The 19,229-nt window shown below is 74.1% G+C and carries 20 protein-coding genes and 1 riboswitch; of the genes, 6 read left to right on the top strand and 14 right to left on the bottom strand.

The genetic code is table 11. The features are described from left to right. Positions 1-4 precede the first annotated feature (4 nt). The 7 genes from eboE to MWU57_RS06775 form a co-directional block, all read right to left on the bottom strand. Complete coding sequence (eboE, locus tag MWU57_RS06745) at positions 5-1,183, bottom strand: metabolite traffic protein EboE (protein WP_246908214.1); 1,179 nt, start codon at positions 1,181-1,183, stop codon at positions 5-7. A gap of 3 nt (positions 1,184-1,186) precedes the next feature. Further along, positions 1,187-2,077 carry a TatD family hydrolase gene (locus MWU57_RS06750; protein ID WP_246908216.1) on the bottom strand — a complete coding sequence of 297 codons (891 nt, stop codon included), beginning with the start codon at positions 2,075-2,077 and terminating at the stop codon, positions 1,187-1,189. 56 nt (positions 2,078-2,133) lie between these two features. Next, positions 2,134-2,709: an EboA domain-containing protein gene (locus tag MWU57_RS06755; RefSeq protein ID WP_246908218.1), complete on the bottom strand. Its 576-nt coding sequence runs from the start codon at positions 2,707-2,709 to the stop codon at positions 2,134-2,136. After that, positions 2,706-3,593 carry a sugar phosphate isomerase/epimerase gene (locus MWU57_RS06760; RefSeq protein ID WP_246908220.1) on the bottom strand — a complete coding sequence of 296 codons (888 nt, stop codon included), beginning with the start codon at positions 3,591-3,593 and terminating at the stop codon, positions 2,706-2,708. Before MWU57_RS06760 ends, MWU57_RS06755 begins: the two co-directional genes overlap by 4 nt. Beyond that, on the bottom strand, positions 3,590-4,465 hold the full coding sequence (locus MWU57_RS06765) for an SCO3242 family prenyltransferase (RefSeq protein WP_246908222.1): 876 nt from the start codon (positions 4,463-4,465) through the stop codon (positions 3,590-3,592). Before MWU57_RS06765 ends, MWU57_RS06760 begins: the two co-directional genes overlap by 4 nt. Then, on the bottom strand, positions 4,462-5,679 hold the full coding sequence (locus tag MWU57_RS06770; RefSeq protein ID WP_246908224.1) for an inositol-3-phosphate synthase: 1,218 nt from the start codon (positions 5,677-5,679) through the stop codon (positions 4,462-4,464). The genes MWU57_RS06765 and MWU57_RS06770 overlap by 4 nt, the downstream gene beginning before the upstream one ends. A 92-nt stretch (positions 5,680-5,771) precedes the next feature. After that, entirely contained in the window at positions 5,772-6,356 is a 585-nt protein-coding gene (locus MWU57_RS06775; RefSeq protein WP_246908226.1) for a TetR/AcrR family transcriptional regulator, read from the bottom strand. 73 nt (positions 6,357-6,429) lie between these two features. Between MWU57_RS06775 and MWU57_RS06780 the strand changes: the two genes are divergently transcribed. Next, positions 6,430-6,834, top strand: a complete 405-nt coding sequence (locus MWU57_RS06780; RefSeq protein ID WP_246908228.1) for a VOC family protein — start codon at positions 6,430-6,432, stop codon at positions 6,832-6,834. A 4-nt stretch (positions 6,835-6,838) separates the two neighbouring features. On the opposite strand, the gene MWU57_RS06785 is transcribed toward MWU57_RS06780, so the two are convergent. Both MWU57_RS06785 and MWU57_RS06790 read right to left on the bottom strand, forming a co-directional pair. Further along, the gene (locus tag MWU57_RS06785) at positions 6,839-8,095 is read right to left on the bottom strand and encodes an arginine deiminase (protein ID WP_246908230.1); all 1,257 of its coding nucleotides are present in this window, start codon (positions 8,093-8,095) and stop codon (positions 6,839-6,841) included. A 13-nt stretch (positions 8,096-8,108) separates the two neighbouring features. Next, positions 8,109-9,554 (bottom strand): basic amino acid/polyamine antiporter, encoded by a 1,446-nt coding sequence (locus MWU57_RS06790; protein ID WP_246908232.1) that lies wholly within the window; start codon positions 9,552-9,554, stop codon positions 8,109-8,111. Positions 9,555-9,764: 210 nt separating this feature from the next. Then, a riboswitch (cyclic di-AMP (ydaO/yuaA leader) is annotated at positions 9,765-9,916 on the top strand. 88 nt (positions 9,917-10,004) lie between these two features. Here MWU57_RS06790 and MWU57_RS06795 point away from each other — a divergent pair. Beyond that, positions 10,005-10,901, top strand: coding sequence for a M15 family metallopeptidase (locus MWU57_RS06795; RefSeq protein WP_246908234.1), 897 nt, complete (start codon positions 10,005-10,007; stop codon positions 10,899-10,901). A 9-nt stretch (positions 10,902-10,910) separates the two neighbouring features. Here the strand turns inward: MWU57_RS06795 and glmS are convergent, their stop codons facing one another. The 4 genes from glmS to MWU57_RS06815 all read right to left on the bottom strand — a co-directional run bounded on the left by glmS (position 10,911) and on the right by MWU57_RS06815 (position 15,021). Then, on the bottom strand, positions 10,911-12,749 hold the full coding sequence (gene glmS, locus MWU57_RS06800; protein WP_246908235.1) for a glutamine--fructose-6-phosphate transaminase (isomerizing): 1,839 nt from the start codon (positions 12,747-12,749) through the stop codon (positions 10,911-10,913). Between the two features lie 53 nt (positions 12,750-12,802). Then, on the bottom strand, positions 12,803-13,063 hold the full coding sequence (locus tag MWU57_RS06805) for a hypothetical protein (RefSeq protein WP_106264184.1): 261 nt from the start codon (positions 13,061-13,063) through the stop codon (positions 12,803-12,805). A 78-nt stretch (positions 13,064-13,141) separates the two neighbouring features. After that, positions 13,142-13,762 carry a response regulator transcription factor gene (locus MWU57_RS06810; protein ID WP_246908237.1) on the bottom strand — a complete coding sequence of 207 codons (621 nt, stop codon included), beginning with the start codon at positions 13,760-13,762 and terminating at the stop codon, positions 13,142-13,144. Continuing rightward, positions 13,759-15,021, bottom strand: a complete 1,263-nt coding sequence (locus tag MWU57_RS06815) for a sensor histidine kinase (protein ID WP_246908239.1) — start codon at positions 15,019-15,021, stop codon at positions 13,759-13,761. The genes MWU57_RS06810 and MWU57_RS06815 overlap by 4 nt, the downstream gene beginning before the upstream one ends. A 159-nt stretch (positions 15,022-15,180) precedes the next feature. On the opposite strand from MWU57_RS06815, the gene MWU57_RS06820 reads away from it, so the two are divergent. Together MWU57_RS06820 and MWU57_RS06825 are read left to right on the top strand one after the other, a co-directional pair. Continuing rightward, a complete protein-coding gene (locus MWU57_RS06820; protein ID WP_246908241.1) occupies positions 15,181-16,305 on the top strand; it encodes an ABC transporter permease in 1,125 nt (374 codons plus the stop codon). Between the two features lie 53 nt (positions 16,306-16,358). After that, the gene (locus MWU57_RS06825; protein ID WP_246908242.1) at positions 16,359-17,063 is read left to right on the top strand and encodes an ABC transporter ATP-binding protein; all 705 of its coding nucleotides are present in this window, start codon (positions 16,359-16,361) and stop codon (positions 17,061-17,063) included. Positions 17,064-17,079: 16 nt separating this feature from the next. Here MWU57_RS06825 and MWU57_RS06830 read toward each other — a convergent pair whose 3' ends face one another. Continuing rightward, positions 17,080-17,658 (bottom strand): TetR/AcrR family transcriptional regulator, encoded by a 579-nt coding sequence (locus tag MWU57_RS06830; protein WP_246908244.1) that lies wholly within the window; start codon positions 17,656-17,658, stop codon positions 17,080-17,082. A gap of 86 nt (positions 17,659-17,744) precedes the next feature. On the opposite strand from MWU57_RS06830, the gene MWU57_RS06835 reads away from it, so the two are divergent. After that, the gene (locus tag MWU57_RS06835; RefSeq protein ID WP_246908247.1) at positions 17,745-18,143 is read left to right on the top strand and encodes a DUF1304 domain-containing protein; all 399 of its coding nucleotides are present in this window, start codon (positions 17,745-17,747) and stop codon (positions 18,141-18,143) included. A gap of 62 nt (positions 18,144-18,205) precedes the next feature. After that, on the top strand, positions 18,206-19,222 hold the full coding sequence (locus MWU57_RS06840) for an NADP-dependent oxidoreductase (protein ID WP_246908248.1): 1,017 nt from the start codon (positions 18,206-18,208) through the stop codon (positions 19,220-19,222). Positions 19,223-19,229: the final 7 nt, after the last annotated feature.

Consider the following 19,229-nt stretch of genomic DNA (forward strand, 5'->3'; position numbering starts at 1 on the left):
CGGTTCACAGGACCTCCATCCCCCGGTCGACGAGCTGCGCGCGCGTCCAGTCCAGCTCCGCCGCGATGCCGGCCACCAGGCCGTCGTCGTCGCGGGGCCGCAGGTGCGCGGGCAGCACCGACCACGTGTACGTCTCGGTCTCCAGGTGGTCCACGAGCGGGTGGGCGCCCCCGACCAGGAGCCCCAGCGCGTCCGTGAGCACGTCTCGCGTGCTCCGCAGCGGCGGGCGCGGGTCCGCGTGGAGCGGCACGTGGACGTGCACCCGCCACGGCCCCTCCCCCGTTAGAGCGTCCGCGGGACCGGTCCGGCCCAGCGCGTCCGGCAGGTCGTCGCGGCGTTGCACGGACGCGTCCCGCTGCTCGCGCACCTGGTGCAGGAACCGGGCCTCGACGAACTCCTCCAGCGCGGCCAGCGCCTCGGGGTCCGTCGGGTCGTCGCAGTGCAGCGCGGCGGAGACCTGCGTCTTGACCACGGCCAGCCCCGCGCCGTGCAGGTTCGCGAGCGCCTCGGCCGGGTCCTCGAACTCCGTGGCCAGGTGGCACAGGTCCACACAGGCACCGAGGCGCTCGGTATCGACCCCGTCCAGGTGCTCGGCGAGCCCCTCGGTGGTCTCGGCGACGCAGCCGGGCTCGGGCTCGAACGCGACCCGCACCGTCCGGCCCGTCCGGTCCTCGAGCGCGCCGAGGCCTTCGGCCAGCCGGTCGACGCGCTCGCGGGCCGCCCGCGCCCGGGCGGCGTCCCACGGCTCGCGCCAGCCCAGCGGCAGGGTGCTGATGCTGCCCCGCGCGACGTCGTCGGGCAGCAGGTCGCCGAGCACCTGCGCGCAGTCGAGGGTGTAGTGCAGCCGGTCGTCCTCGGTCCAGTCCGGGCGGTAGACCGCCTTCTTGACCACGGGCGCGTGGAAGTTGCCGTACGGGAACGCGTTGACGGTGACGACCTCCAGGCCCTCCCGGTCGAGCGCCTTGCGGAGCAGACCGACGGCGGCGGGGTCGGCCGCGAGCCGACGCGTCGCCTCGGCGGGGAGCCACAGGCCGAGGCCCAGGCGGTCGACGCCGAGCCGGCGCCGGACCGGACCTGCGAACCGGCGGACCTGCTCGACGAGCCCGTCGACGTCCTGCGCCGGGTGGACGTTGGTGCCGTAGGACACGTGCAGGACGGTCCCGTCGGGGTGACGCAGGCGCACGGCTCAGCCCTCCGAACCCGCGGTGGACGCGCCACCCGGCGCCAGCGGCTCCCCGCGCTGGAGCGTGTTGCCCGCGAAGTCCCCGGCGTCGTCCGTGACGTCGTCGAGCAGCAGCCGCCCGCTCTGGCCGTAGAACGCGACCGGGTTGCGCCAGAGCACGCGGTCCACGTCGTCGTCGGAGTAGCCGCCCGCGAGCATGGCCTGCCCCGTGCGGTAGGTCTTCAGCGGGTCCGAGCGGCCCCAGTCAGCGGCGGAGTTGACCAGCACCCGGTCGAGGCCACGGCGGTCCAGGATCGCGACCATGCGGTCCTCGTCCATCTTGGTGTCCGGGTAGACCGAGAAGCCCGCCCAGCACCCGGCGTCGTCGACCAGGTCGACGGTCTTCTCGTTGAGGTGGTCCACGAGCACCCGTTCCGGCGGCAGGCCGACCTGGCCGACGATCTCCAGCGTGCGCCGCGTGCCGGCCACCTTGTCGCGGTGCGGGGTGTGCACCATGACCGGCAGGTCGTGCTCCCCGGCCAGCTCGAGCTGGCGCACCATCACCTTCTCCTCGGCGTCGGTCATCGAGTCGAAGCCGACCTCGCCGACGGCGACCACGCCGTCCTTCTCCAGGTAGCGCGGGAGCAGGTCGAGGACCTCCAGCAGCCGCGGGTCGTTCGCCTCCTTCGGGTTCAGCGCGATGGTGGCGTGGTGGGCGATGCCGAACTGCGCGGCCCGGAACCTCTCCCACCCCAGCAGACCGTCGAAGTAGTCGACGAACGAGCCGACCGACGTGCGCGGCTGGCCCAGCCAGAACGCGGGCTCGACGACGGCGCGCACCCCGGCGGCGTGCATCGCCTCGTAGTCGTCGGTCGTCCGGGAGGTCATGTGGATGTGCGGGTCGAAGATGCGCACGGCACTCTCCTCGGGTCGGTCCGCGGCGTCGCGGAGGGATCGGTCGGTCAGCTCGGTCAGCGGTCGGCGGCGGCCAGCAGCCGGTGCGCGTCCGCGGGGACGTCGCGGCCGGCGGCCTCGCGCTCCTCGGCGAACGCGCGGACCATGCGGTCCAGCTCGGCGTCCCGGCGGACGTCCAGGTCCGCGACCGCGGCGAGCGGCACGCCGGTGAAGAGGCACTTCAGGACGCCGTGGCGCCAGGCGTCCGCCGGCAGGTGCGCGGCGGCGTACGGCCCCATGGCGGCGGCCACGAGCCGGGTGTCGTTGGTGCGCAGCGCGTCGAGGACGACGGGCACCGCGCCGTCGCCGATCCCTCGGTCGGCGAGCTCGGGCAGCGCCATCAGCACGGCCCGGCGCTCGTCGGCGTCACCCACGGCGTACTGCGCGGCGACGACGTCGGCCGCCCCGTCCGGCCCCACCGCCTCGCAGGCGGTCACCAGCAGCCGGGACCGGGCGACGTCCTCGATTCGGCGGCCGTCCAGGCCGGGGCCACGCCCGACGACCCGGGCGGCCCGGGCGGACGCCAGCGGCAGCGCCGCGGGGTCGTGCCGGACCTCCTCGACGAGTGCGGCGAGGCGTTCCTCGGCGGTCATCTGGTCACCTCCTGGGTCTGGAGCGGGGCCCGCTCCCGGAGCGGGACGTCCGCCGCGTGCGCCGCGGCGCGGATCGCCTCGGCGCTCGATGCGACGAGCCGTGCGGCGGCGTGCGAGTGGCGGGGCAGCTCGACGGCGGCCAGGCCGCCGAACCCGGACTCGTGCAGCGCAGCCAGGACTCCGGGCAGGTCGACCGCCCCCGTGCCGAGCTCGAGGTGCTCGTGCACGCCACGCACCATGTCGTCCACCTGCACGTGGGCGATCAGGTCCGCCACCCGCCGCACCACGTCGGGGCCGGGGGCGTCCTCCACGCAGGTCAGGTGACCGACGTCCACGGTGAGCCGCAGGGCGTCCGGGTCGCCGAGCGCGCGGCGCAGGTCGAGCACGTCGTCGACCCGTTCGACGAGCATCCCCGGCTCGGGTTCGAACGCGAGGACGACCCCCGCGGCCTCCGCGACGGGGAGCAGCTCCTCGAGGCCGGCCCGCAGGCGCGCCCGCCCCGTCGCCGGCGCGGTGCCCGCCGGCAGGATCCCGGACCACAGGTGGACGACCCGCGACCCGAGGTCCGCGGCGACGTCGACGGCGGTGCGCAGCAGGTCGAGCCGACGCTCGGCGCCGTCGTCGGACAGCAGGGTCGGCTCGTGCTTGCGGCGCGGGTCGAGCACGTAGCGAGCGCCGGTCTCGACGACCACCTGCAGTCCGTGGCGCTCGAGCATCCCCCGCACCAGCGCCGTCCGGGCCACGAGACCGGGCGCCAGGGGGTCCAGGTGCATGTGGTCGAGGGTGAGGGCCACGCCGCCGTACCCGTGCTCGGCGAGCAGGCCGAGCGCGTCGTCGAGGCGGTGGTCGGTCAGCCCGTTGGTCCCGTACGCGAGGGTGATCACGTGGGGCTCACCACCCGGGCGCCGGCCCGCGCCAGCGGGACCACGGCCAGGAGGGCGAGCGCGGCGCCGACGGCGCCCTGCCCGGCGAGCAGCGCCGCCTGGAGGGGGACCATCCCGCGGATGCCGACGCCGGTCGCGCGCCGGGCGTTCCCGGCGTCGGGCGCCCGGACGACGTCGGCCTGGGCCGGGAGGACGGCGGCCACGTACGTGGCGGCGAGCGCAGGTCCGGCGACCGACGTCACCACGCCGCGGCCGGTGTCGCGGCGCGCACCCACCAGCGCGCCGAGGGCTGCCGCGGTGCCCGTGCCCACGGTGGCGGCCACGGCCGCGCGGGCCGTGCCGACGGTCGTGCCGTGCACCTCGCCCCGCGAGACCGCGGTGACGGCGAGCGTGTGCACGCCCAGCGCCGCCGCCGGGGCGAGGGCGGCGCGTCGGCCGCCGGCGCCCATCAGCACGTCCAGGAACCGGGTCGACGCCATGACCACGGGACCGGCCGCCGTCGGCTTGGCGACGAGGTCGTACGTCCACACCGCGGCTGCCAGCGCCGTCCCCACGGCGAGCGGCCGGCGCCCGGCCACCGCGGCGAACGCGAGCCCGACGCCGGTGAGCGCGGCGGCGGTACCCAGCGCCTCGTTCGGCGCAACGCGGCCCGACGGGACGGGGCGCTCCGGGCGCTCGACGGCGTCGAGCTCCCGGTCCGACCAGTCGTTGAGGGCCATACCCGCCCAGTAGAGCGCCGCCGAGGCGACGGGCAGCGCCGCCGTGCGCCGCCCGCTCGGCCAGCCTGCGGCCGCGGCGCCGACCAGCGTGTCACCGGGGACGGTGAGCGCCGCGGGGAGCCGGACGAGCTCGGCGAGGTCGCGCCACCTCATGCGACGCCGTCGGACGGCGCGACCGCCGCGTCGGCGTCGGCGGCCGGGTCGGCGTCGGCGGCCAGCTCGGCGCACCAGCGGGTGAGCGCTTGCCACTGGTCGGTGAGCGCGTGCGAGGTGCCGCCCAGCGGCTCCTTGAAGAAGAACCCGAGCGCGGCGACGGGGCCGCACTGGCCGGCCTGCTGCGCCCGGGCCAGGAGGCGGGCGAGGTCGAGGACCAGCGGCGCGGCGAGCGCGGAGTCGCAGCCCTCCCAGGTGACCTGCATGCGCATGCGGGTGCCGAGGAAGCCCTCGAACGAGACGTGGTCCCAGGCGGTCTTCCAGTCACCCATGTCGGCGACGTGGTCGATCCGGACCGGCCCGTCGACGGGGTAGCCGAGGATCGCCTCGAGCGCCATGGCCTTCGTGGCGGTCTTGCTGGCCGCGGCGGCGGGGTCCGCGAGCGTCCGGCCGTCCCCGCCCCCGAGGATGTTGAACGCCGCCCACGAGCGGACCTCGAGGGAGCGCATCGCGAACATGGGCGCCAGCGCCGACTTGAGCAGGGTCTCGCCGGTCTTGCCGTCCCGCCCCGCCCACGGCAGGTGGCGGGCCTTGGCGAGCTCTTCGAGCGCGGGCACGTGCGGGCCGGTGGACGGCGTGAACTCCACGAACGGGCAGTCGGCCCGGAACGCGGCGTAGGCGTAGAGGGACGACGGCGGCAGGGCCGCGGTCCCGGCGTCGAGGGCGCGGTCGAGCTCGTCGAGGCTGCCTATGCGGGCCGCCTCGGGCGAGGGCGGCTCCGTGCTGGAGACGTCGACGACGACGAGGTGGTCGAGGTCGTGCTCGGCCCGGAAGGACCGCAGGTCCTGCTCGAGCCGGTCGGTGGTGGCCCGGTCCGCGGCGCCGGTGGCGCCCGGGCGGACCCGGGCGTCGATCTCGGCGAGCTCGTCGAGCACCTCCGCGACCGTGCCGGGCGGCACCACGCCCGAGCGCGCGAGCTCGTGGGCCCGTTCGACCATGCTGCCGGCGAGGTCGTGCCCGCCGAACACCAGGCCGTCGAGGGCCGGCAGCCCTGCTCGGGACACTTCCTCGAGCTCCGTGACCAGACCGGTCGGCGCGGTGCCGCCCCGCGCGAGGGCGAGCGCGCCCACGGTGGCGGTCGTCGCGACCGAGCCGCGAGCGCCGATGAACCAGACACCGGTACGGGTTCCACGGACGTCGTCATCATTGACCATGTCGCGCACACTACGCGACTTCTGTTTGCTGTCAAGCAAATGTCGGGCCACTTCTGCACCCGCAGATCGTGACGCTGCGCGCCCCCCGCGCGTCAGGGCGGCGGCGCCACCGCGTCGAGCAGGACGTCGAGCGCCCGGTGCGCGGCGTCGCGCGCTCCCGCGTCGCCGTCGCGCTCCGCGAGCCACAGCGCAGCCTCGTTCATCGCGCCGGAGAGCTGAGCGGTCAGCGCGTCGAGCAGGGCCGCGGGCACCCCCGCCTCGGCGAGGGCTTCCCGCAGGTGGACGGCCGACGACTCGGCGTCCCGGGCCCGCCACTCCTGCCACCCGACGACGGCGGGCGCCTCGACGAGCAGGATGCGCACCATCCGCGGCGCGGTGATCGCGTCGAGGAACGCGTGGCTCCCGGCCCGCAGCCGGTCCGCGGGTCCGCCGTCGGCGGCCTCTGCGGCTTCGACGAGAGCCGCCGCGACCTCTCGCTGCAGGTGCGCGGTCACCGCCCGGAACAGGCCGGCCTTGCTCCCGTAGTGGTGATAGACGGCCCCCCGCGTCACCCCGCCCGCGGCGGCGACGTCGTCGAGCGCGACGGCGGCGTAGCCCCGCTCGGCGAACAGGTCGGCGGCGATCTCGACGAGACGCCGGGCCGTCTCGGCGGCGGCCGCGGCGGTGGCGCGTGGCATGGGTCCTCCTGGCATACACAGCGTATGTATAGTGGTTGACATACGCAGTGTACGTATCGAGCCGAGGAGCGCCATGACCGCCACCAGCTTCTACCCCGTCCTCATGTCCGCGGACGTGAGCGCCGCCGCCGACTTCTACCGCCGCGTCCTCGGCTTCGAGACCACGTTCGAGGCCGACTGGTACGTGAGCCTGCGTCGCGGCGCGTTCGAGCTGGCCCTGCTCGACGCCGCGCACCCCACCGTGCCCGCCGGGTTCGGCCGCCCCGTCCAGGGACTGCTGCTCAACCTCGAGGTGACCGACGTCGACGCGGAGCACCGCCGTCTGGTCGCGGAGCACGGCCTCGAGCCCGTGCTGGCGCTGCGCGACGAGGACTTCGGGCAGCGGCACTTCATCGTCGAGGCGCCCGACGGCGTCCTCGTCGACGTCATCCAGCCGATCGAGCCGTCGCCCGCGTTCGCCGCGGCCTACCGGGAGTGAGCGCTCAGTCCAGCGGGTCCCGCACGATCGGGCACGTCATGCAGTGCCCGCCACCGCGCCCGCGACCGAGCTCGGCGCCGACGATCGTGATGACCTCGACGCCCGCGCGCCGCAGCGCCGCGTTGGTGAGCGTGTTGCGGTCGTAGGTGAAGACCACCCCGGGCTCGAGCGCCACCGCGTTGTTGCCCGAGTCCCACTGCTGGCGTTCCGAGGCGTACACGTCCCCCGCCGTCTCGACCACGCGCAGCCGGTCCAGCCCCATGGCGTGGGCGACCACGTCGACGAACGGGGTGCCCCCGCGGTCCGTGACCTCCACGCCGGGCGAGCGGTCGGTCGGGCGCAGGACGTACGGGTGGATGCTGTCGACGATGGTCGGGTGCACCGTGACCAGGTCCCGGTCGGCGAACGTGAACACGGTGTCCAGGTGCATCGCCGCCCGCAGCCGCGGCATGCCGGCCACGACCACCTGCTGCGCCGCTCCGGCGTCGAACAACGCCTTGGCGAACTGGCTGATGGCCTGGCGCGACGTCCGTTCGCTCATGCCGACCAGGACGACGCCGGCACCCACCGGCATGACGTCGCCGCCCTCGAGCGTGGCCTGACCCCAGTCCTGCTCCGGGTCCCCCCACCACACCGTGGCGTCCCGGTACTCCGGGTGGAACGAGTAGATCGCCTTCATCAGCAGCGTCTCGTCCTTGCGTGCCCGCCAGTACAGCGGGTTGAGCGTGAGGCCGCCGTAGATCCAGCACGTCGTGTCCCGGGTGTACAGGGTGTTCGGCAGCGGCGGCAGCAGGTACTCCCGGGCGTCCGGCGCTTCCTGGGCGAGCGACACGTAGCCCGTGCGGTAGTCCCCCGGCAGGTCGGCCGTGGACAGCCCACCCACCAGGAACCGGGACAGCTCCTGCGGCGACAGCGAGTCGAGATAGGCGCGGGTGCCCTCCACGAGCCCGAGCCCGACCCGGTTCGGCACCACCTTGCGGTCCAGCAGCCACGACCGCGCCGCGGGCAGCGCCATCGTCTCCGCGAGCAGGTCGTGCAGCTCCACCACCTCGACGCCCCGGTTCGTCAGCTTGTTGACGAAGTCCAGGTGGTCGCGCTGGGCCGCCTCGACCCACATGACGTCGTCGAACAGCAGCTCGTCGGAGGTGGTCGGGGTCAGGCGCTCGTGCGCCAGGCCCGGCGCGCACACCAGGACCTTGCGCAGCCGGCCCACCTCGGAGTGGACGCCGTGCGTCACGGCGCCGCCCACGTGTGCAGTCATGCTTCTCCTTCGCTCACAGGGATATCCAGCCCGACACGAGCCCGACGACGCCGGCCACCGCCCCGGCCGTGACGGCCAGGAAGACGACCAGCTCGGCCGGCGCGAACACCCGCCGACCCTGCTCACGGCGCGTCATCGCGAACAGCAGCGTCGCCGGGGCGTAGAAGATGAGGGAGATCAGCAGGAACGACAGCCCCGCCGCGAAGACCAGGAACGTGGTGTAGACCGTCGCCAGCACCGCCACCACCAGGTCGGCGCGCAGCGTCGCCCGCGGGGCGCCGTCGTACGTCTCGCGCGTCGCGCGGAGCTTGAGCGCGTAGGCCGCGGCGAACAGGAACGGGATCACCGACATCGCGGCGGTGAGGTCGAGCGCGAAGTCGAACGCGTCGGCGGAGAACAGGGTGACCACCAGCACGACCTGCGACAGCAGGGTGCTGAGGAACAGGGCGTTCACCGGCACGTCCCGGTCGGTGGCGCGCGCGAGGAAGCGCGGCATGTCGCGGTCCTTGGCCGCCACGTAGAGCACCTCGGCGGCCATCAGCGTCCAGGCGAGGTAGGCACCCAGCACCGAGATGATCAGGCCGACGCTGACGAAGGCGGTCCCCCCGTCACCGACGGCGGCCTCCAGCACCCCGGCCATCGACGGCTGCCGGAGCTCGGCGATCTCCTCCACCGGCATGATCCCGTAGGACACCATCGTCACCGACGCGAACACCGCGAGCACGCTGCCGAACCCGAGCAGGGTCGCCCGACCGACGTCCTCCCGGCGGCGCGCGTGCCGCGAGTAGACGCTGGCCCCCTCCACGCCGAGGAACACGAAGACCGTCACGAGCATGGTGTCGCGCACCTGGTCGAAGAGGGACCCGTAGGACTCCCCCGCCCAGTTCCCGGCGAAGACGGCCGGGTCGAAGACGAAGACGGCGATCAGCACGAAGACGACGATCGGCACCAGCTTGGCCACGGTGACGACCCTGTTGATCGCCGTGGCCTCCTGGATCCCCCGCCGCACGAGCAGGAAGAACAGCCACAGCCCGGCGGACGACAGCGCGACCGCGAGCAGCGTGTCGCCGGCACCGAGCTGCGGGAACCACGCGCCCAGCGTGGACATGATGAGGACCCAGTAGGTCACGTTGCCGACGCAGGCGCTCGCCCAGTAGCCCGCCGCCGAGAAGAACCCCGTGTAGTCGCCGAACCCGGCCTTGGCGTAGGCGTAGACCCCGGCGTCGAGCTCCGGCTTGCGGACCGCGAGCCGCTGGAAGACCAGCGCCAGGGTGAGCATGCCCGCCCCGGCGACCGCCCAGGCGACGATCGCCCCGGCGACACCGGTCTCCTGGGCGAAGCGGCGCGGCAACGAGAACACGCCGGCACCGACCATCGACCCGACCACCATCGCGGTGAGGGTGAGCACGCCCACGCGGGTGCCCGTCGAGGGGCCAGCCCCGTCAGTCCGCTCCGCCATGTCGCCGCCCCACCCGCGCCGTCGGTCGCCGTCCTCGCGATCCTGGCAGGCGCCGAGGAGCAGCGCACCCGGAGGCGCACCGCAGGCGCACCCCGAGACACCATCCGGCATGCCGTTATCCGTTCGTGACAAACCCGGTCCCGGCGGGGTAGGTTCTGCCTACCTCGCCAGGTCGCGGGGTACGTCGCGCGGGCGCCGAGCCCTGTCACCGTGCGTCGTCGACCGAAGCAGACACGGGGCGGGGGAACCAACGACGGGCGCCACGGCGCCCTTGGGGTGAAGCCGACGCGCAGTGCGCGTCGGCCGGGTCAGTCTCCGACCCGAATCCGACAGCTAACCCCGAAGGCGACAGGAGATGACGATGACCAGGCACACCCGCGCGCCCGGCCGCACCGGCGGGGCGACCACGTCCAGCACCACCCCGACCCCGCGCCGCCGCGAGGGGGCCCGATGAGCCGGGCGCGCCGCGGCCGGCACTTCGCCGAGCCGCCCGCCCGCGCTCCCCGCGCGACCCGCTCAGCCGGTGCGACCCGCTCAGCCGGTCCGACCCGCTCGACCGGTGCCGCGCGCGCCGCCCGTCCGCCCCGCGCTGGCCGGGTCGGCGCCGGATTCGCCCTCGCGCTGGCCACCGCGTCCGCCGTCGTCGCCCCCGCCGTCCTGCCGGAGGAGGCCAACGCCGAGGGCAGCGCCACCACGACCATCGACCCGGCGACCCTGGCCGCGGCCGAGCGGGCCGTCGCCGAGCGGTCCGACGGTGCGGCCGCCTCGCGTTCCGGCACGGCCCGCGCACCACGCTCCGTGGAGGCCGTCGTCGTCGACCAGGGGGCCAAGGTGTCCCGGGACGGCGACCGCATCGACCGGGACGCGATCAAGATCGTGCCGGCCGAGCCGGCACCGGCCGCGCCGGACGAGCGCGTGCCGCCACCGGGCTGCGACCCGAGCATCGACCCTCAGGGCAGCAACGGCCGCCTCTCGACGGCCGACCTCTGCGCGCCGTGGGACGGCGCGGTGCTCCTGCGCGCCGACGCCGCGACCGCCCTCGCCGCGCTGAACGACGCGTACGTCGAGCAGTTCGGCGAGCGGATGTGCATCACGGACGGCTACCGCAGCTACGACCAGCAGGTCGTGCTCAAGGGCCTGAAGCCGGGCCTGGCGGCCACCCCGGGCACGTCGAACCACGGCTGGGGCCTGGCGATCGACATCTGCCCGGAGTCGTACTCCGGCGACCGCTGGGCCTGGCTGGCCGAGCACGGCCCCGCGGCGGGGTGGACCAACCCGGCCTGGGCCCGCCAGGGCGGTGCGGGACCCTACGAGCCGTGGCACTGGGAGTTCTCCCCCGCCGCGTAGCGGGGCGCGTCACTCCACGGTGACGGACTTCGCCAGGTTGCGCGGCCGGTCGACGTCCTCGCCGAGCGCCACGGCGGCGTGGTAGCCGAGGAGCTGGGTGGGGATCGTCAGGAGGATCGGGTCGAGCTCGACCTCGTTGCGCGGCACCTCGATCCGGGAGGTCGCCGCGTCGCCGAGCTCGACGCCCGGGTGCGTGATCGCGACGACGGCGCCACCGCGGGCCCGGATCTCCTGGGCGGCCGTGATGTTGCGCTCCACGAGGTCGTCGTCCGGGATGATCGCGACCGACGGCAGCTCGGGGCTGATGAGGGCGAGCGGGCCGTGCTTGAGCTCGCTCGTCGGGTACGCCTCGGCGTGCCGGTAGGTGATCTCCTTGAACTTCTGCGCACCCTCGCGCGCGACGGGGTAGCCCCGCACGCGGCCGACGAAGAACAGGCTCGGAGCCGTCGAGAGCTCCTTCGCGGCGGCGGCGAGCGCCTCCTCGCCGGCCAGGATCTCGGCGATCTGGCCGGGGATCGCCCGCAGCCCGGCGATGATGCGCCGGCCGTCGGCGAACGACAGGTCGTGCACCCGGCCGAGCGTGAGCGCCAGCAGCGCGAAGCCGATCGACATGTGCGTCAGCGCCTTGGTGGAGGCCACCGCGACCTCGGGGCCCGCGTGCAGGTAGACCCCGCCGTCGACCTCCCGGGCGATGGACGAGCCCACGGCGTTGACGAGGCCGACGACGGTGCCGCCCTTGCGCTGCACCTCGCGCACCGCGAAGAGCGTGTCGGCGGTCTCGCCGGACTGGCTGACGACCACGTAGAGCGTGCTCGGCTCGATGATCGGGTTGCGGTAGCGGAACTCGCTCGCGGGCTCGGCGTCGGCGGGGATGCGCGCCAGGTCCTCGATCATCGAGGCCCCGAGCTGGCCGACGTAGTAGGCGGACCCGCAGCCGAGCACCTTGACGCGCTCGAAGCGGCGCAGGTCCCGCGGTTCGAGGTTGAGGCCGGCGAGCTTGGCGGTGCCGAAGCGGTCGTCGAGGCGCCCGGTGAGCATCCGCTCCACGGACTCCGGCTGCTCGTGGATCTCCTTGTGCATGAAGTGCTCGTGGCCGTCGAGCTCCAGCTCCTCGACGGTGAGGTCGATCGTGACGGCGGCCCGCGCCGTGCGCTCCTCGCCGTCGGTGAAGCTGTGGAAGCCGTCGGCGGTGACGGTGGCGAAGTCGCCGTCGTCGAGCAGCACGACCTGGCTGGTGTGCCGCACGATCGCGGCGGGGTCCGAGGCGACGAACATCTCGCCGTCGCCCACGCCGAGCAGCAGCGGGGAGCCGTTGCGCGCCACGACGATCCGCTCGGGGGTCTGGGTGTCGAGCACGGCGAGGGCGTACGTCCCCACGATCTGCCCGACGGCGGTACGCACCGCGTCCTCGAGGCTCAGCCCGGTCGCGAGCTCGCGCGCCACGAGGTGGGCGACCACCTCGGTGTCCGTGTCGGAGGTGAGCTCGACGCCGTCGTCGGCCAGCCGGCTGCGCAGCGTCGCGAAGTTGTCGATGATCCCGTTGTGGACCACGTGGACCCGGCCGTCGGCCGAGGTGTGCGGGTGGGCGTTGCGCTCGCTGGGCTCGCCATGGGTCGCCCAGCGCGTGTGGCCGATGCCGGTGGTGCCGGCGAGCCGCGCGGGCAGGGCGGCCTCGAGGTCACGGACGCGACCCTGGGCGCGGACCACCCGCGACGGGTTGGCGCTCGAGCGCGGGTTGAGCACGGCGACGCCGGCCGAGTCGTAGCCGCGGTACTCCAGGCGTGTCAGGCCCTCGACGAGGACGGGCGCTGCCTGCTGGGGGCCGACGTAGCCGACGATTCCGCACATGGGTGCTGCTCCAGGGTGGTGACGGGCGTGAGGGGTGGATGCCTGCCGGCGACCTAGCCGTAGACGATCCGGCGGACCTGGCGCTCGGTGAGCTCCGGCGCGGCCACGACGCGGTCCTGCAGCTCCGTGGTGATGCGCGCGTAGATCTCGGCGTTGCGGTGCCCCGAGGTCTGCAGGGCCGCGTGGCGGCGCCGGACGTAGTCCTCGACCGGTTCGGAGTACCAGGCGAGGACGTCCTCGACCACGCGCGCCGCCTCCGACGGGTTCAGACCCGTCGTGAGCGCCACGCGGGAGACGAGCTCGGCGTCGGTCACCGGTTCATCATGCGCTCATCGCGCACGAGTGTCCAGAATCTGCCCGACTTCGGGCAGGTTCGGGATTTTGATTCGGGCTCAGAGCATGCCGCGGTCGCGTGCGGTCGCGGCGGCAGCGGTACGTGACCGGGTGCCGAGCTTGGTGTTGATGTGGGCCAGGTGCGACTTGATGGTGGCGACGGAGACGAAGAGCTCGCGTGCGATGGCGTCGTTGGAGCGTCCTGCTGCGACCAGGCGCAGGACTTCGAGCTCGCGTGTGCTGAGGTTCTCGCTCGGGCGGCGCATCCGGCCGAGGAGTCGGCGCTGTACGTCCGGTCCGAGGGCGACCTCTCCTGCGGCGGCCGACCGGATGGCGCGGGCGAGCTCGTCGGTGGGTGCGTCCTTGAGGAGGTAGCCGGTGGCGCCGGCCTCGATGGCGGCGAGGATGTCGGCGTCGGTCCCGTAGGTGGTGACGACGAGCACCGGCGTGCGGTGCCGGCGCACGATGGTCCCGGTGGCCGTGGCCCCGCCCATCCGGGCGTCGCCGAAGCGCAGGTCGAGGAGGAGGACGTCGGCCTGGCCGCCGTCGTCGAGCCAGGCGAGCAGGTCTTCGGCGGTCGAGGTCTCGTGGACGACCTGCATGTCCGGCTGGCTGTCGACGACGGCGCGCAGCCCGGCGCGGACCACCGGGTGGTCGTCGGCGAGGACGACGTCGATCATGGGGCGTCCTCCGGTCCTCGGGTGGGCAGGGTGACGGCGACGGCGGTCCCGCTGCCGGGGCTGGTCTCCAGCGCGAGGGTGCCACCGAGCTCGTGGACGCGCGAGCGGATGGCGGGGATGCCGAAGCCTCGTCCGCGGGCTCGGTCGTCGCCCAGGCGTGCGGCGTCGAACCCCGTGCCGTCATCGACGACGTCGAGGGTGACGGTGTCGTCGTCATAGGTCACCGTCATCCGGGCATGGGCGGCGCCCGCGTGCTCGGTGACGTTGGCGAGTGCGGACTGGGCGATGCGCAGCAGCGCGGTCTCCAGCGGAACCGGCAGGGGGCGGGGCGTGCCGCTGGTGCGGACCGAGACCGCCAACGGCCTCCGCCGTCCGTCGTCGGTGTCGTCGTCGGTGTCGTCGTCGGTGGTCGCGGCGCGCTCGGCGACCCGGCGCAGCGCCGCGACGAGGGTGGTGCGTTCGAGGTCACCGGGAGTGAGGTCCTCGACGACGCGCCGCGCCTCGGCGAGGCTGTCGCGCGCCGCGGCGCGCGCCTGTTCGATCAGCGCCCGCGCCTTGTCGTCGTCGGTGCCGACGGCGTCGTCCGCCGCGCGGAGCAGCAGCTCGATCGCGGACAGGGACTGCGCCAGGGTGTCGTGGATGTCCCGGGCGAGGCGGGCCCGTTCGTCGGTGACGGCCCGCTCCCGCTCGGCCTGGGCGAGGTGCTGGCGCACCTGGGTCAGCTCGTCGACGGTGCGCTGGCGCGTCTGGGACTCGCGGACGAACGCCTCGATACCGCTGACCACGCCCACGGCGACAGCCGCTCCGAGCACCGGGCCGAGCACGAACCCGGTCCAGGGCTCGCCGACGTCGGCCTGCACCAGCAGGCCGTCGGCGACGGCGAGCACCGCGGTGAGGACGACCGCGACGACGCCGCGGTGGGGACCGAGAGCGTGCATCTGCAGCAGCATGAGCGGGAACGCGAGCCAGAGCGCCGCCGGGGACAGCCACAGCAGCGCGGCCCAGGCGACCAGGAGTGCGGCGATCCACGCGACGTCCGGCCACCAGCGTCCCCTGGGGGTGTCCACGGACCGTTCGTGCACCCGCACGACCAGACGACCCCAGACGTAGAGCGCGCCGAACGCTCCCGCGACGAGCAGCACAGGCCAGCCGACGCCCGAGGGCGCCTGCACCACGGCGACCACGACGAGGGCCGCGATCAGGACGTCCAGTCCCTGGATGACGCCGCGGGTCGCCGACGGCAGGGGGTGGCGGATCACCTGTCCACGGTAGCCAGGCCCGGCGGCGGCGCATCGTCCGAAAGGTTGATCGGCGGACCACACCTTCGGCTCCGCAGGATCACCCCGGATCGCGATGACCGCACGCCTGCCCACACCGAGGCTGGAGGCAGTCCCAGCCAACGTGTGTGGAGGTTCCCCGTGTTCGTCGCCCTGCGCGATCTGCAGCATGCCCGAGGCCGCTTCGTCCTGATGTCCGTGGTGATCGTGCTCATCACCTTCCTCGTCACGTTCCTCGCCTCCCTCACCGCAGGCCTCGCTCGGGAGTCGACGTCCGCCGTCACCGACCTGCCCGCAGACCACATCGCGTTCTCCATGCCCGCGGAGGACGACGCCCCCGAGTTCACCGCCTCGCGCGTCGAGGCCGACCAGTGGGATGCCTGGGCCGACGTCGAGGGCGTCGAGTCCGCCGACCCGCTGGGCGTGGCGACGACCCGCGCCGAGACGGACGGCACCACGGCGTCGGTGACCGCGCTCGGCGTCGACGAGGGCACGAACCTGGTGCCCGGTTCTGACGGCGAGGGTGACGACGGCGAGGCCGGGGACGTCGAGCCGGGCACCGTCGTGCTCACCCCCGGGGCCGCGGACGCCCTCGATGCGCAGACCGGCGACATCGTGACGCTCGGCGGGACCGCCCTCACCGTCGCCGCGACCGTGGACGCCGACCAGTCGTTCTCCCACACCCCCGTCGTGTGGACCTCGCTCGACGACTGGCAGGACATCGGCGCCCGCGGCTCCGCGACCGCCGGCGACGGTGCCGACCCTGTGGCGACCGTCGTCGCCCTCACCACGACCGACGACGCCGACCTCGCCGCGGCGGACGACACGCTCGGCACCGCGACCGTCACCACCTCGGACGCCCGCTCGGCCGTGTCGTCCTTCGCCGGCGAGAACACGTCGCTGACCACGATGCAGGCGTTCCTGCTGGTCATCTCCGCCCTCGTGGTGGGCGCGTTCTTCACCGTCTGGACCATCAGCCGCTCCGGCGACATCGCCGTGCTGAAGGCCCTCGGTGGCTCCACCGGCTACCTGCTGCGCGACGCCCTCGGACAGGCCGCGGTGCTGCTGGTCGGTGGCGTCGCGGTCGGCACCGGGCTGTCTGTGGCCGCCGCGACCCTGCTGCCGGACGCCGTCCCCGTCGTCGTCACCACCGCTACGACCCTCGTGCCCGCCGCGGGCCTGATCCTCCTCGGCCTCGTCGGCGCCGGCGTCTCGGTGGCTCGCATCACCCGCATCGACCCGCACGCGGCCCTCGCCGCCCGCTGACCACCAGACTGCCCGACCTCCCCGACAACCTGATCGCCCGCGAAGGAGACACCGTGGACCTGCACCTGGAGCACATCACCCTCGTCTACCCCGACGGGGACAGCACCCTCACCGCCGTCGAGGACGTCGACCTCACCGTCCCTGCCGGCACGACCACCGCCCTGCTGGGCCCGTCCGGGGCCGGCAAGTCCAGCCTCCTGGCCGTCGCGGCCGGACTGACCCGGCCCAGCCGCGGCACGGTCACCATCGGTGCTGACGTCGTGTTCACGCCCGACACCTCGGTGGCCGACTCGACGCGCATACGGCTCGAGCGCATCGGCATGGTGTTCCAGTCGCCGCAGCTGCTCGGGTCGTTGACGGCGCTGGAGCAGCTCGAGCTGCACGCCCACCTGCGCGGGAAGCGCCCGGCCAGCGTGCGCGAGCGCGGCATGGAGCTGCTCGACACCGTCGGCGTGGCCGACCACGCGCACAAGCGGCCCGCGCAGCTGTCCGGCGGGCAGCGTCAGCGGGTCGCGATCGCCCGCGCCCTCGTCGGGCGGCCCGAGGTGCTGCTCGTCGACGAGCCGACCTCCGCGCTCGACCACGAGCGCGGCACGCAGGTGGTCGAGCTGGTCACGGGACTGGCCCGCGAGATGGCGGCGGCGACGCTGCTGGTGTCGCACGACGCCTCGACGCTCGCGACCGTCGACGCCACCGTGCGCATGCTCGACGCGCGCCTGGAGGAGTCCGCGCCGCTCGCCGCGGTCCGACCCGCCTGACCGATTGGCACCGCGCTCAGGCCTCGAGCAGCACGAGGGCGCTGTCCAGCGAGCCCACGGCGCTGTCCGGGTCGACGCGGACGAGCGCGAAGGCGCTGACCACCAGCGAGGTGCACAGCTCGGCGAGCCGGTCTCGCTCGGCGTGGTCGCGTGCCGGGAACCGGGCGTCGACGCCGCGGCCCAGCGCGGCCCGGAGCTCGGCACGGTAGTCCGCCACCGTGCGGCGGACCGCCTCGTCGCGGGCGATCGGCGCGCCGGAGGTGTTGACGAGCAGGCAGCCGCTGTCCGCCTGGATCTCGCCGGTGCGCGCGAGCGCGTCACGCAGCCCCGTGAAGTAGTCCACGACGGCGTCCGGGGCGACCGGGTCGGCGAGCAGCGGGCGCAGGCGCGGCCGGACGACGTCGTCGAGGTAGGTCTGCACGGCCGCGTCGAAGAGCCCGCGCTTGGACCCGAAGGCGTGGTAGATGCTCGACCGGTTCAGCCCGGTCGCCTCCTCGAGCGCCGGGACCGACGCCGCCTCGTAGCCGGAGCGCCAGAACACGCCGAGCGCCGCCCGCACGACGCGGTCGGTGTCGAAGGCCTGCGCCCTGCCCATCACTGCCCTCCGGTTGTTGGAACGATCGTTCCAGTATAGATTGTGGACCGATCGTTTCAGAACCGCAGCGCGAGCAGGGAGCACCCGTGACCGTCGTCGGACTCGTCCTGGCCGGCCTCGCCGCCGCCCTCCACGTCTACATCTTCTGGCTGGAGTCGGTGGTCTGGACCACGCGCGCCCGCGCGGTGTTCGGCACCAGCGAGCAGGAGGCGGCCGCCACCCGGGAGATGGCGTTCAACCAGGGCTTCTACAACCTGTTCCTCGCGGTCGTCACGGCCGTCGGCATCGTGCTGGCTGCGGCCGGCGCCGAGGGCTCGGGGCTCGACGCCGCCGGGTCGGCCCTCGTGCTCGCCGGCACCGGGTCGATGGCCGCGGCCGCCCTGGTGCTGTTCGCCTCCTCGCCCGGCAAGCGCGGGGCGGCGCTGAAGCAGGGCGTCCTGCCGCTGCTCGCCGTCGTCGCGCTCGTCGTCGGCCTCGCCCTCTGAACCGCTCGCCCCAGCCCCGCACCCTGACCGGAAACCGCACCCGAACCAAGGCAGGTCCCCTCATGTCCGACGTCACGTCCACCCAGGTCCAGCTCGCCGCCCGCCCCACCGGCTGGCCCACCGAGGACACCTTCCGCACCGTCCAGGTCACCTACGGCGACCTCGAGCCTGGCCAGGTGCGCGTCGTCAACGAGTTCGTCTCCGTCGACCCGTACATGCGCGGCCGCATGAACGACGCCAAGAGCTACGTCCCGCCCTTCGCGCTCGGCGAGACCATGACGGGCGGCGCCGTCGGCCGCGTCGTCGAGTCCGCGTCCGACGACGTCCCGGTCGGCGCGGTGGTCCAGCACCAGTACGGCTGGCGTGACGTCGTCCAGGAGGACGCCCGTGGCTTCCAGGTGGTGCCGGAGATCCCCGGGGCGCCGCTGTCCCTCTACCTCGGCATCTTCGGCCTGACCGGGCTCACCGCCTACGTCGGCCTCACCGCCGTCGCCGGCCTGCGCGAGGGCGACGCCGTGTTCGTCTCCGGCGCGGCCGGGGCCGTGGGCACCGCCGTCGGACAGATCGCCCGCCTGCTCGGCGCCTCGCAGGTGATCGGCTCGGCGGGATCGGCAGAGAAGGTCGAGCTGCTGACCGGCAAGTACGGGTACGACGCGGCGTTCAACTACAAGGACGCGCCCGTGCGGCGCCAGCTGCGCGAGGTCACGCCTGACGGCGTCGACGTGTTCTTCGACAACGTCGGCGGCGACCACCTGGAAGCGGCGCTGGACCGCATGAACACCGGTGGGCGCGTCGCCCTGTGCGGCGCCATCTCGCAGTACAACGACACCGAGCGCACGCCCGGGCCGGACAACCTGGCCAACATCGTCACGCGGAGCCTGACGCTCCAGGGCTTCACGCTGCCGAGCTACATGGACCACGCCCCCCGGTTCCAGGAGCTCATGTCGGGCTGGTTCGCCGACGGCAGGATCGCCTACGACGAGACCGTCGTCGACGGCATCGAGAACGCACCGCAGGCGTTCCTGGACATGATGCGCGGCGGCAACGTCGGCAAGATGGTGGTGCGCACGAACCTCTGAGCAGGCG

Source organism: Isoptericola sp. S6320L (assembly GCF_023015685.1).
Classification (GTDB): domain Bacteria; phylum Actinomycetota; class Actinomycetes; order Actinomycetales; family Cellulomonadaceae; genus Isoptericola; species Isoptericola halotolerans_A.